Source organism: Pantoea sp. QMID4, assembly GCF_030270445.1.
Lineage (GTDB): Bacteria > Pseudomonadota > Gammaproteobacteria > Enterobacterales > Enterobacteriaceae > Pantoea > Pantoea vagans.
This window is the reverse complement of the sequence record NZ_BSXL01000008.1, coordinates 251,470-267,073: the sequence shown is the minus strand read 5'-3', so window position 1 is coordinate 267,073 and position 15,604 is coordinate 251,470. Positions and strand designations below refer to the sequence as shown.

Here is a 15,604-nt window from a genome sequence, read left to right as displayed (position 1 = left end):
TCCTGTCGCGAGGTGGCGTATATTACGCTTTCCTCCTGCAGAGTCAACCTCTTTCTCAGAAGTTTTTCTCCGGCGGCGCAGTCTCCTGTGCCTCTCAACCCGTTTCCCGTTGCCGGTGTGCCGTGTCGATGGAGGCGCATTATAGGGATCCCGTTTGAGAGCACAACCCTTTTTTAGGATCTTTTATCTGAACGGTTATAAATGATCCAGATTGGTGAGATCGCCAGCGATCCGCGTCAGAATTGGCTTGTCAGCTGGCTAAAATGGCATCAGGCTGCAGTGAAAACAGAACAAAGGAGAAACAAGATGACTTCCGCCCTACGTCCCTATAAAGATCTTTTCCCGCAAACTGGTCAGCGGGTTATGGTCGATCCAAGCAGTGTTGTTGTCGGTGATGTGATTATGGAGGATGATGTGAGCATCTGGCCGCTGGTTGCGATCAGAGGTGATGTGAATCAGGTCCGCATTGGTGCCCGTACTAATGTGCAGGACGGCAGTGTTCTGCACGTCACGCATAAATCAGCCGCCAACCCCCAGGGCTTCCCTCTTATTATTGGCGAGGACGTCACCGTCGGGCATAAAGCGATGCTACACGGCTGTACCATTGGTGATCGCGTGCTGGTCGGGATGGGATCGATTCTGCTGGATGGCGTAATAGTAGAAGAAGAAGTGATGATTGGTGCCGGAAGTCTGGTGCCGCCGGGTAAAAGGCTGGAGAGCGGCTATCTCTATCTGGGTAGCCCGGTAAAGCAGGTCAGGCCGCTGAATGACAGTGAGAAGGAAGGTCTGCGCTATTCCGCTAATAACTATGTTGGCTGGAAAGATGATTACCTGGCGGGAAATAACCAGACCCAGCCCTGATCATCCACGTTATCCTGACGAACAGCCGCTTCGGCCTCATCTTCCAGATCCCAGCGATGGTGCTGAAACAGCGCTATCGCCTCCCCTTCACCAAAACGTGAATTCAGCGAATCGCGGCTGATTGCACAATTCAGCCGCATGCCGTTGACCAGTACTGGAAAACAGACCGCGTTCATTTCAGCGTCATAGGTTTCCTCATCCGGGAACTGTATCGCCTGATTCATGGCTGCATGGCCTGCTTAAGGTGAGCAATCACCGGCGTGATTTCCGGCATCACACCGTGCCATATATAGAAAGCATGCGCAGCCTGGCCCACCAGCATCCCCAGTCCATCGGCCAGATGATGAGTCCCTTGCGCCTGACACCAGCGTAAAAAAGGCGTCAGCCCGCTTTGATAAAACATGTCATAGCAGCGCACCTCAGAATGGATGACCTCTGCAGGTAAAGGAGGCGTTTCTCCATTCACACCACTTGAAGTGGCATTGATGATCAGATCAAAGCGCTGATCCGCCAGCTGCTCAAAACCAGATGCCCGGATAGTCCCGCTCGCGTCAAACAGGTTCGCCAGCTCTTCAGCGCGCGCCGCGGTACGATTGACGACGGTCAGGGTCACGCCTGCTGAAAGCAGTGGCAGAATAACACCGCGTGCGGCTCCGCCCGCTCCCACCAGCAAGACATTGTCGCCAGCGTTGATCATATTCAGCCGTTCAAGATCGCTTAACAGGCCGATACCATCCGTGTTGTCTCCCAGGATCTGTCCATCACTGAGCTTTTTAACGGTGTTTACCGCACCGGACAGAGCTGCACGTTCGCTGAGCTGATCGGCAAATTCCCATGCCTGCTGTTTGAAAGGTAACGTCACGTTGGCACCACGACCTCCCTGCCCGAAAAAGGCAGAAAGCGATTGAGCAAAACCATCAACCGGGGCACAGATGCGACCATAGCGATGTTCAATGCCCGTCTGCTTAGCGAAATCCTGATGAATCAGCGGCGATTTACTGTGGCTGATCGGATTACCGAAAACGGCGAAGTGATCCATGAATTAACCCTGACGTATGAGTTCGCCGCTGATGACATCGCGGATTTCAGAAGGATTGAGTCGTCCACCCGTTGTACCCGACAGAACCGGGAACGGCTCACCAAACTGCTGCTTCACTTCTGCAGCCGTACGGCAGGGAGGCTGGCCTGACAGGTTTGCGCTGGTTGAGACCAGCGGTTTGCCAAACGCCCGACATAGGGCCTGAACATCGGGATGGTCACTGACGCGAATAGCCAGTGAATCAAACTGTCCGGTAAGCCAGCGAGGCGTCTTTGGCGGCACAGGCACGACAAAAGTCACCGGGCCGGGCCAGCAGGCAAACATTCGCTCCCGCTGGAGCACAGAGAGTTCGCGCGCCGAGATGTAAGGCTCTAGCTGACTGTAATCAGCCGCAATCAGGATGAGTCCCTTCTCTACCGGGCGCTGTTTCAGCGCCAGCAGTGCCATCACGGCAGATTCACTGTCAGGGTCACAGCCCAGACCAAATACGGCTTCCGTAGGATAGGCGATGACCGCCTGACGATTCAGATGCTCTAAGCAGGTCTCAAGTGAATCGGCGAGGTGTTGATTTTCCATGGTCTATGAATTCTCTTCCGCGATGGCTTTGCCACAACTCTTACTGGCGCAGAAGCGCTTAACGCCCTGCGCCGTCTTTTTTTCAACTAACAGCGGATACTCACAATGAGGACAGATCCCGGCAACGGGTGTCAGATTGACGACAAACTGGCAGGCCGGATAACGATCGCAGGAGTGAAACGTTTTGCCATAACGGGAACGCCGCTGAACTAACCGGCCTTCATGGCACTGTGGGCAGGCCAGCGAGGTTTCATCCGGTTTATCGATGGTTTCTGTGTATCCGCATTCCGGATAGAGGCTGCAGCCTATGAACATGCCAAAACGTCCCTGCCGCAACACTTTATCCGCACCGCATTCAGGACAGGCGTGGCCTTCCAGCACTTTGACCACATGGCCATCGGCCTGACCTTTTAAAGGTCGAATGTAGTCACAAGCCGGGTAGTTCGCGCAGCCCAGAAAAGGACCGTGTTTACCGGATCGGATAACCAGTTCTGCCCCGCAAGCGGGGCAGGGATCCTGTTTACGCGCAGTGAAGAGTACAGCTTTGCTCATAGCGTTCAATGCATGAAAGGAAATTTAATGCAGCATACCTTCATTGGCGTCGAATAGCAGTTCTTCCATCTGCTGATAGGCATTTTCACATCCCGGGATGTTGAACAACACCATCAGCACCACCCATTTGAGATCCTCCAGATCAAACTCAGAAGTATCCAGCGCCATGATACGTTCGATGACCATTTCACGGGTTTCCAGGTTCAGCACCTGAATCTGCTCCAGGAACAGCAGGAAACCACGGCTGTCAGCATCTAAACGTTTGCTCTCTTCATCGGTATAAATACGCATGGAGAGCGGATCATTTGTCAGTAAAATTGGTTCTACCAGTCCTTCCTGATAATCAGCCAGTCTTTCTAACCAGTTCAGCGCACTGTAAACATCTTCGCGATGGAACCCGGCATCCGTCAGGTCATCTGTCAATCTGTCCTGATCAACACCCATTTCTGCTTCGTTGTGGATATATGTCTCAAACAAGTACATCAGTACGTCGAACATGGCATGCCCTCCTCAATCGGACATAGCCGCCGGGTACAGCTGCGATCCATCCTGCTAACTCCAGTTCCAGCAACTGAGCTGAGATAACTGGCACAGATTGGCCGGCACGTTCAGCGACAACGTCAACAGGTGTAACATCATCTCCTACGTTAGCCAACACATCAGCAAATGGCAATGGAGCATCGTCCTTCACCTCAGAATAAATTTCATCCGCCTGAGCCATGGGTAGCCAGTTAAGTGCATTTGCCAGATCTTCTGCGATGTTATTGGGATGAGCCACCAGCAGCGCGCCCTGCTGAATCAGCCAGTTTACACCTTCACTTAACGGGTTACCGAGCGCGCCAGGCAAGGCATAGACATTGCGATTTTGCTCCAGCGCATAACGGGCCGTCACCAATGAGCCACTTTTCAGCGAGGCTTCAACCACCAGCACACCGTGGCTCAGGCCGCTGATGATACGATTACGGCGTGGAAAATTAAGGGGATGCGGTATGGTCGTCAGTGGAAACTCAGAAACGATAGCACCGCCCTGCCCGACAATCTCTGCGGCAAGACGGGTATGGCTTTTGGGATAAAGATGCTGCAACCCGCTTCCTAACACCGCCACCGTTTTACCGCCCACGTTGAGTGCAGCCTGATGCGCAACGCCATCAATACCCCGCGCCAGTCCGCTGGTGATGGTCAATCCGCCCAGGCTTAAATGCTGGGTAAACCAGTCACACCAGTAACGGCCATAGTGAGAGCTGTTCCGGCTTCCCACAATTGCTAACTGTGGTGTACTGATAACGGCAGGATCGCCATCAATATAGAGCAGCGGTGGGAAGCGATTGGTTTCTTTAAGGCGGGCTGGATAAGCTGTATCCAAAGCGGTAATCAGATGATGAGCCGGATTCTGCGCCAGCCAGGAACAGACTTCCTCAATATTTTTTTCACTAAATTCATAATATTGCTGTCGCTGACTGGCATCTAACCCAAGCCGGATAAGCTGCTCATCGTCTGCCAGTCCGGCACCTGTCTGCTGCGCCACGTCAATCCAGCGTTTTCCTGTCATTCCGGTGACGGCCGCCAGCCGCACATACTGCCCTGTTTTGTCCATCTCCTGCTCCCTGATCGCCCTTGCTTCCTGCCGCACAATGCTGTCAATCAGGCCTCGAAAAGTCTACAATATGAGGCAGTAATCTTTTCTTAACCGAATACAGATCTGGATATTTATGTCAGTTTTGCAGGTATTACATTTCCCTGACGAGCGTCTTCGCAAAGTCGCTGCGCCCGTTAAAGAAGTTAACGCAGACATTCAGCGTATCGTTGATGATATGTTCGAGACGATGTATGCCGAAGAAGGTATCGGTCTTGCGGCTACGCAGGTCGATATTCATCAGCGCATTATCGTGATTGATGTCTCTGAAAGTCGTGAAGAGCGTTTAGTTCTGATCAACCCTGAGCTGCTGGAAAAAAGCGGCGAAACCGGTATTGAAGAGGGTTGCCTCTCTATTCCGGAACAGCGCGCGTTTGTTCCACGTGCCGAGCGGGTAAAGGTTCGCGCACTTGATCGTGATGGTAAAAGTTTCGAGCTGGAAGCCGGCGAGTTACTGGCTATCTGTATCCAGCATGAGATTGATCATCTGGAAGGGAAACTGTTTATTGATTATCTGTCGCCTCTGAAGCGGCAACGAATCAAAACTAAGTTAGAGAAACTGGCGCGTCAGAACGCGCAGGCTTCCTGAGATCTTAAGAAGGGATAAACGTGTCTGCCCCGCTAAAAATCATCTTTGCCGGCACACCTGACTTCGCAGCGCGTCATCTTGACGCGCTGCTTGCTTCTGAACATCAGGTTATCGGCGTATTCACCCAACCCGACCGTCCTGCGGGTCGCGGTAACAAACTCACGCCAGGCCCGGTCAAAACGCTGGCGCTGGCACATGACATTCCGGTTTATCAGCCTAAGTCATTGCGACCTGAAGAAAATCAGCAACTGGTCGCTGAACTGAAGGCAGACGTGATGGTCGTTGTGGCTTACGGATTGATTCTGCCAAAGGCCGTACTGGATATGCCACGTCTCGGCTGTATCAACGTTCATGGTTCACTGCTGCCGCGCTGGCGCGGAGCCGCACCTATTCAGCGCGCACTGTGGGCTGGCGATAGCGAAACCGGCGTGACAATTATGCAGATGGACGTGGGGTTAGACACCGGCGATATGCTGCATAAGCTGGCTTGCCCGATTACCGCTGAAGATACCAGTGCAACGCTCTATGACAAGCTCGCGCAGCTTGGTCCACAGGGGCTGCTGGATACACTGACGTTACTGAGCGCTGGACAGGCTTCACCTGAAAAGCAGAATGAAACACTGGCCAACTATGCTGAGAAACTCAGTAAAGAGGAGGCACGTCTCGACTGGACCCTCTCTGCAGACCAGCTTGAACGCTGTATTCGCGCGTTTAACCCATGGCCGATGAGCTTTTTCACCATTGGTGATCAACCCGTAAAAGTCTGGCAGGCAAGCGTTCTGCCCCACTGCGATCGTTCGCCGGGTGAAATTATCAGTGCGGATAAGCATGGCATACAGGTAGCGACGGCTCAGGGTGTACTGAATCTGCTGCAGTTACAGCCTGCCGGTAAAAAACCGATGTTGGCTCAGGATCTTCTCAACTCGCGCCGGGAATGGTTTGAACCTGGAACCCTTCTGGACTGACTCCCAGGCCCGGTCACTCACCGGGCCTTTTGTTTGATGACAAAACCCTATGACTAAATCTATCAACCTGCGAAGCCTTTCCGCTCAACTTATTGAGCGTGTGGTCGACAAAGGCGAATCCCTGAATACCGCACTGCCGGCCGCCCAGAAAAAACTCTCTGACAAAGATAGCGCGTTAGTACAGGAAATCTGTTTTGGTGTATTGCGCACTCTACCGCAGCTTGAAGCGCTGATCGGCAAACTGATGGAGCGTCCACTGACCGGCAAACAGCGGGTTCTGCACTATCTGATCATGGTCGGGCTTTATCAGCTGGAATATACCCGCGTGCCTGCCCATGCTGCACTGGCAGAAACCGTCGCGGGCGCTGAAGTCCTGAAGCGTACCAGTCTGAAAGGCTTGTTAAATGGTGTATTACGCCAGTTTCAGCGCCAGCGGGAAGAGCTGCTTGCCAGCATCCAGAATGGCCCACAGCGTTATCTTCATCCGGGATGGCTGTTAAAGCGATTGCAGCATGCCTGGCCAAATCAGTGGCAACAGATCGTCGAAGCCAATAATCTGCGGCCGCCGATGTGGCTGCGGGTTAACCGCCAGCACCAGGATCGTGACGCGTGGCTCGCCATGCTGGCCGAAAGCGGCAGAAATGCGCAACCCGCTGACGACGTACCGGATGCGCTGCGGCTTGACGCACCTGCCCCGGTCAGCCAGCTACCCGGCTTTGATCAGGGTTGGGTGACCGTGCAGGATTTATCCGCCCAGCGCTGTGCTTTACTGCTTGAACCGCAAAATGGCGAACAGATTCTGGATTTATGCGCGGCTCCTGGCGGTAAAACGACCCACATTCTTGAAATTGCGCCGGAAGCCCAGGTGCTTGCCGTTGACGTGGATGCGCAGCGCCTTAAACGCGTTGATGAGAATCTGCAGCGGCTGGGTATGAATGCAGAGATAAAACAGGGGGATGGACGAACGCCACAACAGTGGTGCGGTGATCGTCAGTTTGACCGTATTCTGCTGGATGCGCCCTGCTCTGCGACCGGTGTAATCCGCCGTCATCCTGACATTAAGTGGCTGCGTCGCGATCGTGATATCGCTGAGCTGGCAAAGCTTCAGAGTGAAATTCTTGATGCCATCTGGCCGCACCTGAAACCGGGCGGTACGCTGATTTATGCCACCTGCTCTATCCTGCCAGAAGAAAATCATCAGCAGGTAGAGGCTTTCCTGCAACGCCAGCACGATGCCCAGGCGGAACCGCTGCGGGATGCGCCCGCGAACGGGTTGCAGGTCTTCCCGCAAGCTGAAGGTGGAGATGGTTTCTTCTACGCTAAGCTGATAAAGAAATCGGGTACAAACTGAGATGAGTATCGATAAGCGATGAAAATAATCATTCTGGGTGCAGGACAGGTTGGCGGAACTCTGGCAGAGAATCTGGTGGGTGAAAACAACGACATTACGGTGGTAGATACCGATTCTTCACGTCTGCGTCATCTGCAGGATAAGTTCGATTTGCGCGTTGTTCAGGGTCATGGTTCCCATCCACGAATCTTGCGTGAGGCGGGTGCAGAAGATGCCGACATGTTGGTTGCTGTAACCAACTCGGATGAAACCAACATGATTGCCTGCCAGATTGCTTATTCGCTTTTCAATACGCCGAATCGCATCGCCCGTATCCGTGCGGCCGACTATCTGCGTGATGCAGACAAGTTGTTTATACCTGAGGCGGTGCCTATCGATCATCTGATCTCACCTGAGCAGCTGGTAATCGACAATATCTACCGGTTGATTCAGTATCCTGGCGCATTGCAGGTGGTTAACTTTGCTGAAGGAAAAGTCAGTCTGGCAGTGGTAAAAGCCTATTATGGCGGGCCGCTGGTGGGAAATCCGCTCTCGATCATGCGTGAGCACATGCCACACATTGATACGCGCGTAGCCGCTATATTCCGGCAGGATCGCCCTATTCGTCCGCAGGGTTCAACCATCGTAGAAGCAGGTGATGAAGTGTTCTTCATCGCTGCCAGCCAGAATATTCGTGCGATAATGAGTGAAATGCAGCGGCTGGAGAAACCTTATAAACGGATTATGCTGGTCGGTGGCGGCAACATCGGTTTCGGTCTGGCGCAGCGGCTTGAGAAGCACTACAGCGTTAAGCTGATTGAGCGGAATCCCCAGCGCGCAGCTGAACTCGCAGAACATCTGCATGACACTGTAGTTTTTTATGGCGATGCGTCCGATCAGGAGCTGCTCGCTGAAGAACACGTTGAGCAGGTCGATCTGTTTATCGCCGTCACCAACGATGATGAAGCCAACATAATGTCTGCCATGCTGGCGAAAAAGATGGGTGCGAAAAAAGTGATGGTACTGATCCAGCGCCGCGCTTACGTCGATCTGGTCCAGGGCAGCGTCATCGATATCGCTATTTCCCCTCAGCAAGCCACAATCTCGGCCCTGCTGGGTCATGTGCGCAAAGCGGATATCGTAGGCGTTTCATCATTACGACGCGGTATTGCAGAGGCGATTGAAGCGATAGCGCATGGCGATGAGTCGACGTCACGCGTTGTTGGTCGTTCGATTGATGACATCAAACTGCCGCCAGGGACTATTATTGGCGCAGTCGTTCGTGGGGATGATGTGATGATTGCTAATGATAACCTGCGTATTGAACAAGGCGATCATGTCATTATGTTCCTGACCGACAAGAAATTCGTGTCAGATGTGGAGCGCCTCTTCCAGCCAAGTCCGTTTTTCCTGTAAATGCCGCTTTTACAGGCTAACTTAGTATGCTGCATGCAAAACTGCCGCTTAATTGGCTGTGTTGATGGCAAAAACAGTGAGGTTTGTTAGACTTTATGGCGTTGGCTTGGGCAAGGAGATAAGTATGAGTTTAATCAAAGAGTTTCGTGATTTCGCAATGCGCGGCAATGTAATGGATTTAGCCGTAGGTGTCATCATCGGTGCAGCATTCGGTAAAATCGTTTCATCATTAGTCGCTAATATCATCATGCCACCATTAGGCTTGCTGATCGGCGGAGTCGATTTCAAATCATTCGCATGGGTTCTTAAACCCGCAACAGGCGATGCGCCAGCTGTTGTTATGCAGTACGGTATCTTCCTTCAGACCATCTTTGATTTCGTCATTATCGCTTTCGCGATCTTTATGGCGATTAAGTTGATGAATCGTCTGTACAAGAAAAAAGAAGTGGAAAAGCCGGTTGCTAAACCGTCTAACGAAGAAGTCTTACTGACAGAAATTCGCGATCTGCTGAAACAGCAGAATACCCGGATATAGTGAATAAACCGCCTCGAAGGCGGTTTTTCTTATTGTAAAAGCAGAAGGGCAGTGATAAGACGCTTTCTTATCACTGCCCTCCCATCCATTCCCCTTATCATGTTTCTCTTTCCGCTTAAAACTGCCCTTACCCTTTTGCTTCTGTTCAATACGTTGTCGAAATAACGGGTCGTGCAGCAGAGCCTGAATCGCGTTATCGCGAATTTGCCCTTTAGTATGCTGATATTTACTCATAACGCCTCCTGTTGAGATGGTCAGATACTCTATTCCTTTGCAGCAAAATAACAAGATGCTTATTTACTCAACGCCTCTCCCCGCTCCAGCGCCTCAAGAATTGAGCAGGAAATGCTACTATGACTGTCACCACAACACGCATCCGAGAGGCGACGCAGAGAACGTTGCATCGTTTCCAATTCTGCGATCATCTGAGCCACTTCACTTAGCCGTTTTTCAACGATCGCTTTGGATTCCTGACAGGTATGATGCGCAGGATCGACCCGGATAGAAAGTAGCTCTCTGATGGCTTCAAGGCTAAACCCAAGTTTACGACCGTAGCGGATAAATTTCAGACGCTGAAGATCGGCCTCGTTATAAAGACGAAACCCCCCTTCCGTACGACCGTCGTGATCCATCATCTGCTGTTTTTCATAAAAACGGATGGTGTCTGGCGTAACGTCAGCTAGCTTAGCTAACTGTCCAATGCGAAACATCTACTCCTCCTCGCTGAAGCGATTCTGAATGGCTGTCGAATAATCGCCATGCAGAAAATCTGTGCTCATGCCCGCCTGGCGTAATCGCAGCGCCAGCAACTGAAGCCGATGACAATGATCCTGATAGCGATGATCCGCAGGATCAAGCTGGCGAATAAGATCGTTCACTTCCATGGCCTCCCGTCTTAACTCAAGCTCCGGCGGCAGAAAGCCCGCGTTTTTCAGTAGCCGGTAGCCCGCTCTTAATTCAGGAGGAACATGGCTGTCATCATCCAGCTGTAACGGCTTTCCAGAGCCCGGAAGATTGCTCAGCTCACCCTTTTCCAGCGCTGCCTTGATGTGCTGTTCCGCAAGTTCATCAACCAGCCACATAATTGGTTCCTTTGAACATGAAAGACATCTTTCTAAGGTAATCAATTTCAGGCAATAAAAAACCCGCCGGAGCGGGTTTTTTACGTTGCTACAGATTACTCTGCGGCTGCTTCTGCTTGAGCTTCTGGACGATCAACCAGCTCGATGTAAGCCATCGGAGCGTTGTCACCAGCACGGAAGCCACACTTCAGAATACGAGTGTAACCACCGGCACGGCTCGCGAAACGCGGGCCCAGCTCATTAAACAGTTTTGCCACGATCTCGTTATCACGAGTACGGGCGAATGCCAGACGACGATTAGCTACGCTGTCGGTCTTGGCAAGAGTAATCAGCGGCTCAACTACGCGACGCAGTTCTTTGGCTTTCGGCAGAGTCGTTTTGATGATCTCGTGACGAACCAGAGAACCGGCCATGTTGCGGAACATAGCCTGACGATGGCTGCTGTTGCGGTTCAGTTGACGACCACTCTTACGATGGCGCATGACCTTATCCTTCTCAGTGAAACCTTAACCTGTGATCTGATTATTCATCAGCAATGCTTGCTGGCGGCCAGTTCTCAAGGCGCATGCCCAGAGAAAGACCACGCGAAGCCAGCACATCTTTAATCTCAGTAAGAGATTTTTTACCAAGGTTAGGCGTTTTAAGCAGCTCAACCTCGGTACGCTGTACCAGATCACCGATGTAGTGGATAGCTTCTGCCTTAAGGCAGTTAGCAGAGCGGACAGTCAATTCCAGATCGTCAACAGGGCGCAGCAGGATCGGATCGAATTCTGGTTTCTCTTCTTTAACTTCCGGCTGACGTACGTCACGTAAGTCAACGAAAGCTTCAAGTTGTTCTGCCAGAATGGTTGCCGCACGACGAATCGCCTCTTCAGGATCGATTGTGCCGTTGGTTTCCATTTCGATGACCAGCTTGTCCAGGTCGGTGCGCTGCTCTACACGCGCTGCTTCAACATTGTAGGCGATACGGTCTACAGGGCTGTAGCAAGCGTCAACTAACAGGCGGCCGATTGGGCGCTCATCTTCTTCCGAATGAATTCGGGCAGAAGCCGGCACATAGCCACGTCCACGCTGAACTTTGATACGCATGCTGATAGCCGCGTTCTCATCGGTCAGATGGCAAATGACATGCTGAGGCTTGACGATTTCGACATCACCATCATGGGTAATGTCGGCTGCAGTCACAGGGCCAATGCCAGATTTATTCAGGGTCAGAATAACTTCATCTTTACCCTGAACTCTTACCGCCAGCCCTTTCAGGTTGAGCAGGATTTCCAGGATATCTTCCTGTACGCCCTCTTTGGTGCTGTACTCATGAAGTACACCATCAATTTCAACCTCGGTCACCGCGCAACCCGGCATGGATGAAAGCAGAATACGGCGCAGTGCGTTACCAAGAGTATGGCCAAAGCCACGCTCTAAAGGCTCAAGGGTCACCTTGGCGTGCGTCGAACTCACTTGCTCGATATCTACCAGGCGCGGTTTTAGAAACTCTGTCACAGAACCCTGCATTGTGTCCTCTCTTTGGTACTAAGCTTTACTTGGAGTAAAGCTCGACGATCAGGTGTTCGTTAATGTCCGCAGACAGATCAGTACGTTCAGGAATACGCTTGAACACACCTTCCATCTTAGTCGCATCAACTTCCAGCCAGGTTGGCTTTTCACGCTGCTCAGCCAGCTCCAGAGCGGCCTTCACGCGAGATTGCTTTTTGGCTTTCTCGCGGATGCTAACGACATCATTCGGAGATACCTGATAAGAAGCGATGTTAACAACGCGGCCATTTACCAGAACAGACTTATGGCTTACCAGCTGACGTGCTTCTGCACGAGTGGCACCAAAGCCCATACGATAAACTACGTTGTCCAGACGACCTTCCAGCAGAGCCAACAGGTTTTCACCGGTGTTGCCTTTCAGACGAGCTGCTTCTTTGTAGTAGTTACGGAACTGACGCTCCAGCACGCCGTAGATACGACGAACTTTCTGCTTTTCACGTAACTGACCGCCGTAATCAGACAGACGCGGTTTACGCGCACCATGCTGACCAGGGGCTTGTTCAATCTTACACTTGGAATCAATCGCGCGAACGCCAGACTTAAGGAATAAGTCAGTGCCCTCACGACGGCTCAGCTTGAGCTTAGGACCCAAATATCTTGCCATTTTCTTTCTCCAACTATCCTAAAAAAACGGGCGTTATACGCGACGTTTTTTCGGCGGACGACAACCGTTATGAGGGATCGGAGTCACATCAGTAATATTAGTGATGCGGAAACCAGCGGCGTTCAAAGCACGAATCGTAGATTCGCGACCTGGACCCGGACCCTTTACCATAACTTCCAGGTTCTTAATTCCGTAATCTTTTACCGCTTCTGCACAGCGCTCTGCAGCGACCTGAGCAGCAAACGGAGTGGATTTACGTGAACCGCGGAAACCGGAACCACCGGCGGTTGCCCAACCCAGTGCGTTACCCTGACGATCAGTAATGGTAACGATGGTGTTGTTAAAAGAAGCATGGACATGAGCCACGCCATCTGAGACTTGTTTTCTTACACGCTTGCGTGCACGAACTGGTGCCTTTGCCATTATTTACTCACCCCGATTATTTCTTGATCGGTTTACGCGGACCCTTACGGGTACGTGCGTTGGTCTTAGTACGCTGACCGCGAACCGGAAGACCACGACGATGGCGCAAACCACGGTAGCAACCAAGGTCCATAAGACGCTTGATGCTCAGGGTGATTTCACGGCGCAGATCACCTTCTACAACGAATTTCGCAACTGCATCACGCAGCAGATCAATTTGTTCTTCAGACAGCTCACTGATCTTAACATTTTCAGCAATACCCGTTGAAGCGCAGATGGCTTTTGAACGGGTTTTACCGATACCGAAGATCGAAGTTAATGCGATAACGGTATGTTTTTGATCAGGAATGTTAATGCCTGCTATACGGGCCACTATGCACTCCTATAATTAAACAAGCACGTCCCATGCTGAAAAGCCCGTTTTCAGGATACTCAAATGGAAACGTACTGACATACAAAAGATTGGCTGGCTAATCTAGCCAGCTCAACCCGACTTTGCAAGAAAAATATGTGACAAAATCAGCCTTGGCGCTGTTTATGCTTTGGCTCGGCGCTGCAGATCACACGTACGACACCGTCGCGACGAATGATTTTGCAGTTACGACATAATCTCTTGACGGAAGCACGAACTTTCATTTTTACTCTCCGTAACTTCTCAACCAACTGAATTAACGGCCGTAGCCTTTCAGGTTAGCTTTCTTCAGTGCCGACTCATACTGACTGGACATCATCAGAGTTTGCACTTGAGCCATAAAGTCCATGATGACGACAACTACGATGAGCAGTGAAGTACCGCCAAAGTAGAAGGGAACCTTCATCGCATCACGCATGAACTCCGGGATAAGGCAGATAAAAGTAATATACAGCGCGCCGATTAAGGTCAGTCGCGTCATCACTTTATCAATATACTTCGCCGTTTGCTCTCCCGGACGAATTCCCGGTACGAATGCACCAGACTTCTTCAGGTTATCTGCTGTTTCACGTGGGTTGAAAACCAACGCCGTATAGAAGAAACAGAAGAAGATGATTGCAGTCGCATAGAGTAGCACATAAAGCGGCTGTCCTGGCTGCAAATACAGCGAAATTGTTGTCAGCCAGTTCCAACCGGTACCGCCCCCAAACCACGATGCAATCGTTGCCGGGAACAGAATAATGCTGGAAGCAAAGATGGCTGGAATAACGCCCGCCATATTCACTTTCAACGGTAAATGTGTGCTCTGTGCAGCGTAAACGCGGCGACCCTGCTGACGTTTTGCGTAGTTCACCACAATGCGGCGCTGACCACGTTCAACGAAGATAACAAAGAAGGTCACTGCGAATACGAGTACTGCAACCAACAGCAACAGAAGGAAGTGCAGGTCGCCTTGCCGCGCTTGCTCGATGGTATGGCCAATGGCCGGCGGGAGACCCGCAACAATACCTGCGAAGATAATGATCGAAATACCGTTACCGATACCACGCTCAGTAATCTGTTCGCCCAGCCACATCAGGAACATCGTTCCTGAGACCAGACTCACAACAGCGGTAAAGTAGAAAGCAAAGCCTGGATTCATGACCAGGCCTTGCATCCCTGGCATATTCGGCAGACCGGTAGCAATACCGATCGACTGAAATATGGCCAATACCAACGTACCGTATCGGGTGTACTGGCTAATCTTACGACGGCCAGCCTCCCCTTCTTTCTTAATTTCCGCTAACGCTGGATGAACCACCGTTAATAACTGAATGATAATCGATGCCGAAATATACGGCATGATACCCAGTGCGAAAATAGAAGCACGGCTGAGAGCACCACCAGAGAACATGTTAAACATTTCAATGATGGTGCCACGCTGTTGCTCAAGCAGTTTGGCAAGTACAGTGGCATCAATACCAGGGATTGGAATAAAAGAGCCAATACGGAAGACAATGAGTGCGCCGATTACAAACAGCAGTCTGCGTTTCAGCTCACCAAAGCCGCCTTTGGCACTTTGAAAATCTAATCCCGGTTGTTTAGCCATCTGCTACTTATTCCTCGATTTTACCGCCAGCAGCTTCGATTGCAGCACGAGCACCTTTGGTGACACGCAGGCCGCGAACCGTTACCGGTGTAGATACTTCACCAGACAGAATTACTTTAACGAATTCAATCTGAACACCGACAATGTTGGCTGCTTTCAGCGCGTTCAGGTCGACGATACCGCCTTCAACTTTCGCCAGATCAGACAGACGAATCTCTGTGGTGATCATTGCTTTGCGAGAGGTGAAACCGAACTTCGGCAGACGACGGTACAGAGGCATCTGACCACCTTCGAAACCGCGACGTACGCCACCGCCAGAACGAGAGTTCTGACCTTTGTGACCACGACCACCGGTTTTTCCGAGGCCAGAACCGATACCACGACCCAGACGCTTAGTAGCGTGCTTAGACCCTTCGGCCGGAGACAGAGTATTTAAACGCATCTC

23 protein-coding genes are annotated in these 15,604 nt (G+C 51.5%); 6 read left to right on the top strand and 17 right to left on the bottom strand.

Annotation, left to right across the window (positions count from 1 at the left end):
* Nucleotides 1-306: 306 nt before the first annotated feature.
* Entirely contained in the window at nucleotides 307-861 is a 555-nt protein-coding gene (locus tag QSK07_RS19170; protein ID WP_098052246.1) for a gamma carbonic anhydrase family protein, read from the top strand.
* Here the strand turns inward: QSK07_RS19170 and QSK07_RS19165 are convergent.
* Genes QSK07_RS19165 through dprA form a run of 6 tightly spaced genes read right to left on the bottom strand, consistent with a single transcriptional unit; the run spans nucleotide 828 to nucleotide 4,622 of the window.
* Nucleotides 828-1,085, bottom strand: coding sequence for a DUF1488 family protein (locus QSK07_RS19165; protein ID WP_098052245.1), 258 nt, complete (start codon nucleotides 1,083-1,085; stop codon nucleotides 828-830). The genes QSK07_RS19170 and QSK07_RS19165 overlap by 34 nt on opposite strands.
* The gene (aroE, locus tag QSK07_RS19160; protein WP_285722353.1) at nucleotides 1,082-1,900 is read right to left on the bottom strand and encodes a shikimate dehydrogenase; all 819 of its coding nucleotides are present in this window, start codon (nucleotides 1,898-1,900) and stop codon (nucleotides 1,082-1,084) included. The genes QSK07_RS19165 and aroE overlap by 4 nt, the downstream gene beginning before the upstream one ends.
* Before the next feature lie 3 nt (nucleotides 1,901-1,903).
* Nucleotides 1,904-2,476 carry an L-threonylcarbamoyladenylate synthase type 1 TsaC gene (tsaC, locus tag QSK07_RS19155; protein ID WP_285722351.1) on the bottom strand — a complete coding sequence of 191 codons (573 nt, stop codon included), beginning with the start codon at nucleotides 2,474-2,476 and terminating at the stop codon, nucleotides 1,904-1,906.
* 3 nt (nucleotides 2,477-2,479) lie between these two features.
* Nucleotides 2,480-3,028: a DNA topoisomerase family protein gene (locus QSK07_RS19150; protein WP_098052242.1), complete on the bottom strand. Its 549-nt coding sequence runs from the start codon at nucleotides 3,026-3,028 to the stop codon at nucleotides 2,480-2,482.
* Between the two features lie 24 nt (nucleotides 3,029-3,052).
* Complete coding sequence (smg, locus tag QSK07_RS19145; RefSeq protein WP_013359228.1) at nucleotides 3,053-3,526, bottom strand: DUF494 family protein Smg; 474 nt, start codon at nucleotides 3,524-3,526, stop codon at nucleotides 3,053-3,055.
* Complete coding sequence (gene dprA / locus QSK07_RS19140; protein ID WP_098052241.1) at nucleotides 3,498-4,622, bottom strand: DNA-protecting protein DprA; 1,125 nt, start codon at nucleotides 4,620-4,622, stop codon at nucleotides 3,498-3,500. Before dprA ends, smg begins: the two co-directional genes overlap by 29 nt.
* A 115-nt stretch (nucleotides 4,623-4,737) precedes the next feature.
* Here dprA and def point away from each other — a divergent pair, with 115 nt between their 5' ends.
* From def to mscL, 5 genes are all read left to right on the top strand, one after another.
* Complete coding sequence (def, locus tag QSK07_RS19135) at nucleotides 4,738-5,250, top strand: peptide deformylase (protein WP_275222223.1); 513 nt, start codon at nucleotides 4,738-4,740, stop codon at nucleotides 5,248-5,250.
* A 20-nt stretch (nucleotides 5,251-5,270) separates the two neighbouring features.
* Entirely contained in the window at nucleotides 5,271-6,215 is a 945-nt protein-coding gene (gene fmt, locus QSK07_RS19130) for a methionyl-tRNA formyltransferase (protein ID WP_285722347.1), read from the top strand.
* A gap of 49 nt (nucleotides 6,216-6,264) precedes the next feature.
* Nucleotides 6,265-7,566, top strand: a complete 1,302-nt coding sequence (gene rsmB, locus QSK07_RS19125) for a 16S rRNA (cytosine(967)-C(5))-methyltransferase RsmB (protein WP_285722345.1) — start codon at nucleotides 6,265-6,267, stop codon at nucleotides 7,564-7,566.
* An 18-nt stretch (nucleotides 7,567-7,584) separates the two neighbouring features.
* The gene (gene trkA / locus QSK07_RS19120) at nucleotides 7,585-8,961 is read left to right on the top strand and encodes a Trk system potassium transporter TrkA (RefSeq protein ID WP_285722343.1); all 1,377 of its coding nucleotides are present in this window, start codon (nucleotides 7,585-7,587) and stop codon (nucleotides 8,959-8,961) included.
* A gap of 124 nt (nucleotides 8,962-9,085) precedes the next feature.
* Entirely contained in the window at nucleotides 9,086-9,496 is a 411-nt protein-coding gene (mscL, locus tag QSK07_RS19115) for a large-conductance mechanosensitive channel protein MscL (protein ID WP_098052237.1), read from the top strand.
* Here the strand turns inward: mscL and QSK07_RS19110 are convergent.
* The 11 genes from QSK07_RS19110 to rplO form a co-directional block, all read right to left on the bottom strand.
* A complete protein-coding gene (locus QSK07_RS19110) occupies nucleotides 9,446-9,730 on the bottom strand; it encodes an alternative ribosome-rescue factor A (protein ID WP_285722341.1) in 285 nt (94 codons plus the stop codon). The genes mscL and QSK07_RS19110 overlap by 51 nt on opposite strands.
* Nucleotides 9,731-9,789: 59 nt before the next feature.
* Nucleotides 9,790-10,206, bottom strand: a complete 417-nt coding sequence (gene zntR / locus QSK07_RS19105; RefSeq protein WP_098052236.1) for a Zn(2+)-responsive transcriptional regulator — start codon at nucleotides 10,204-10,206, stop codon at nucleotides 9,790-9,792.
* Nucleotides 10,207-10,578: a DnaJ family domain-containing protein gene (locus QSK07_RS19100; RefSeq protein WP_098052235.1), complete on the bottom strand. Its 372-nt coding sequence runs from the start codon at nucleotides 10,576-10,578 to the stop codon at nucleotides 10,207-10,209.
* A gap of 95 nt (nucleotides 10,579-10,673) precedes the next feature.
* Nucleotides 10,674-11,060 (bottom strand): 50S ribosomal protein L17, encoded by a 387-nt coding sequence (gene rplQ / locus QSK07_RS19095; protein ID WP_003850180.1) that lies wholly within the window; start codon nucleotides 11,058-11,060, stop codon nucleotides 10,674-10,676.
* 40 nt (nucleotides 11,061-11,100) lie between these two features.
* Entirely contained in the window at nucleotides 11,101-12,090 is a 990-nt protein-coding gene (locus QSK07_RS19090; RefSeq protein WP_003850179.1) for a DNA-directed RNA polymerase subunit alpha, read from the bottom strand.
* Between the two features lie 25 nt (nucleotides 12,091-12,115).
* Complete coding sequence (gene rpsD, locus QSK07_RS19085) at nucleotides 12,116-12,736, bottom strand: 30S ribosomal protein S4 (protein WP_008927131.1); 621 nt, start codon at nucleotides 12,734-12,736, stop codon at nucleotides 12,116-12,118.
* A gap of 33 nt (nucleotides 12,737-12,769) precedes the next feature.
* Complete coding sequence (rpsK, locus tag QSK07_RS19080; RefSeq protein ID WP_004160563.1) at nucleotides 12,770-13,159, bottom strand: 30S ribosomal protein S11; 390 nt, start codon at nucleotides 13,157-13,159, stop codon at nucleotides 12,770-12,772.
* A gap of 16 nt (nucleotides 13,160-13,175) precedes the next feature.
* Complete coding sequence (rpsM, locus tag QSK07_RS19075; protein ID WP_090967261.1) at nucleotides 13,176-13,532, bottom strand: 30S ribosomal protein S13; 357 nt, start codon at nucleotides 13,530-13,532, stop codon at nucleotides 13,176-13,178.
* A gap of 146 nt (nucleotides 13,533-13,678) precedes the next feature.
* The gene (rpmJ, locus tag QSK07_RS19070; RefSeq protein ID WP_010252805.1) at nucleotides 13,679-13,795 is read right to left on the bottom strand and encodes a 50S ribosomal protein L36; all 117 of its coding nucleotides are present in this window, start codon (nucleotides 13,793-13,795) and stop codon (nucleotides 13,679-13,681) included.
* 32 nt (nucleotides 13,796-13,827) lie between these two features.
* The gene (gene secY, locus QSK07_RS19065) at nucleotides 13,828-15,159 is read right to left on the bottom strand and encodes a preprotein translocase subunit SecY (RefSeq protein WP_003850175.1); all 1,332 of its coding nucleotides are present in this window, start codon (nucleotides 15,157-15,159) and stop codon (nucleotides 13,828-13,830) included.
* 7 nt (nucleotides 15,160-15,166) lie between these two features.
* Complete coding sequence (rplO, locus tag QSK07_RS19060) at nucleotides 15,167-15,601, bottom strand: 50S ribosomal protein L15 (RefSeq protein ID WP_003850168.1); 435 nt, start codon at nucleotides 15,599-15,601, stop codon at nucleotides 15,167-15,169.
* Between the last annotated feature and the right edge of the window lie 3 nt (nucleotides 15,602-15,604).

Coding starts and splice junctions, on each gene's coding strand:
- QSK07_RS19170 (WP_098052246.1), top strand. CDS start 307: ATGACTTCCGCCCTACGTCCCTATAAAGATCTTTTCCCGCAAACTGGT.
- QSK07_RS19165 (WP_098052245.1), bottom strand. CDS start 1,085: ATGAATCAGGCGATACAGTTCCCGGATGAGGAAACCTATGACGCTGAA.
- aroE (WP_285722353.1), bottom strand. CDS start 1,900: ATGGATCACTTCGCCGTTTTCGGTAATCCGATCAGCCACAGTAAATCG.
- tsaC (WP_285722351.1), bottom strand. CDS start 2,476: ATGGAAAATCAACACCTCGCCGATTCACTTGAGACCTGCTTAGAGCAT.
- QSK07_RS19150 (WP_098052242.1), bottom strand. CDS start 3,028: ATGAGCAAAGCTGTACTCTTCACTGCGCGTAAACAGGATCCCTGCCCC.
- smg (WP_013359228.1), bottom strand. CDS start 3,526: ATGTTCGACGTACTGATGTACTTGTTTGAGACATATATCCACAACGAA.
- dprA (WP_098052241.1), bottom strand. CDS start 4,622: ATGGACAAAACAGGGCAGTATGTGCGGCTGGCGGCCGTCACCGGAATG.
- def (WP_275222223.1), top strand. CDS start 4,738: ATGTCAGTTTTGCAGGTATTACATTTCCCTGACGAGCGTCTTCGCAAA.
- rsmB (WP_285722345.1), top strand. CDS start 6,265: ATGACTAAATCTATCAACCTGCGAAGCCTTTCCGCTCAACTTATTGAG.
- trkA (WP_285722343.1), top strand. CDS start 7,585: ATGAAAATAATCATTCTGGGTGCAGGACAGGTTGGCGGAACTCTGGCA.
- mscL (WP_098052237.1), top strand. CDS start 9,086: ATGAGTTTAATCAAAGAGTTTCGTGATTTCGCAATGCGCGGCAATGTA.
- QSK07_RS19110 (WP_285722341.1), bottom strand. CDS start 9,730: ATGAGTAAATATCAGCATACTAAAGGGCAAATTCGCGATAACGCGATT.
- zntR (WP_098052236.1), bottom strand. CDS start 10,206: ATGTTTCGCATTGGACAGTTAGCTAAGCTAGCTGACGTTACGCCAGAC.
- QSK07_RS19100 (WP_098052235.1), bottom strand. CDS start 10,578: ATGTGGCTGGTTGATGAACTTGCGGAACAGCACATCAAGGCAGCGCTG.
- rplQ (WP_003850180.1), bottom strand. CDS start 11,060: ATGCGCCATCGTAAGAGTGGTCGTCAACTGAACCGCAACAGCAGCCAT.
- QSK07_RS19090 (WP_003850179.1), bottom strand. CDS start 12,090: ATGCAGGGTTCTGTGACAGAGTTTCTAAAACCGCGCCTGGTAGATATC.
- rpsD (WP_008927131.1), bottom strand. CDS start 12,736: ATGGCAAGATATTTGGGTCCTAAGCTCAAGCTGAGCCGTCGTGAGGGC.
- rpsK (WP_004160563.1), bottom strand. CDS start 13,159: ATGGCAAAGGCACCAGTTCGTGCACGCAAGCGTGTAAGAAAACAAGTC.
- rpmJ (WP_010252805.1), bottom strand. CDS start 13,795: ATGAAAGTTCGTGCTTCCGTCAAGAGATTATGTCGTAACTGCAAAATC.
- secY (WP_003850175.1), bottom strand. CDS start 15,159: ATGGCTAAACAACCGGGATTAGATTTTCAAAGTGCCAAAGGCGGCTTT.
- rplO (WP_003850168.1), bottom strand. CDS start 15,601: ATGCGTTTAAATACTCTGTCTCCGGCCGAAGGGTCTAAGCACGCTACT.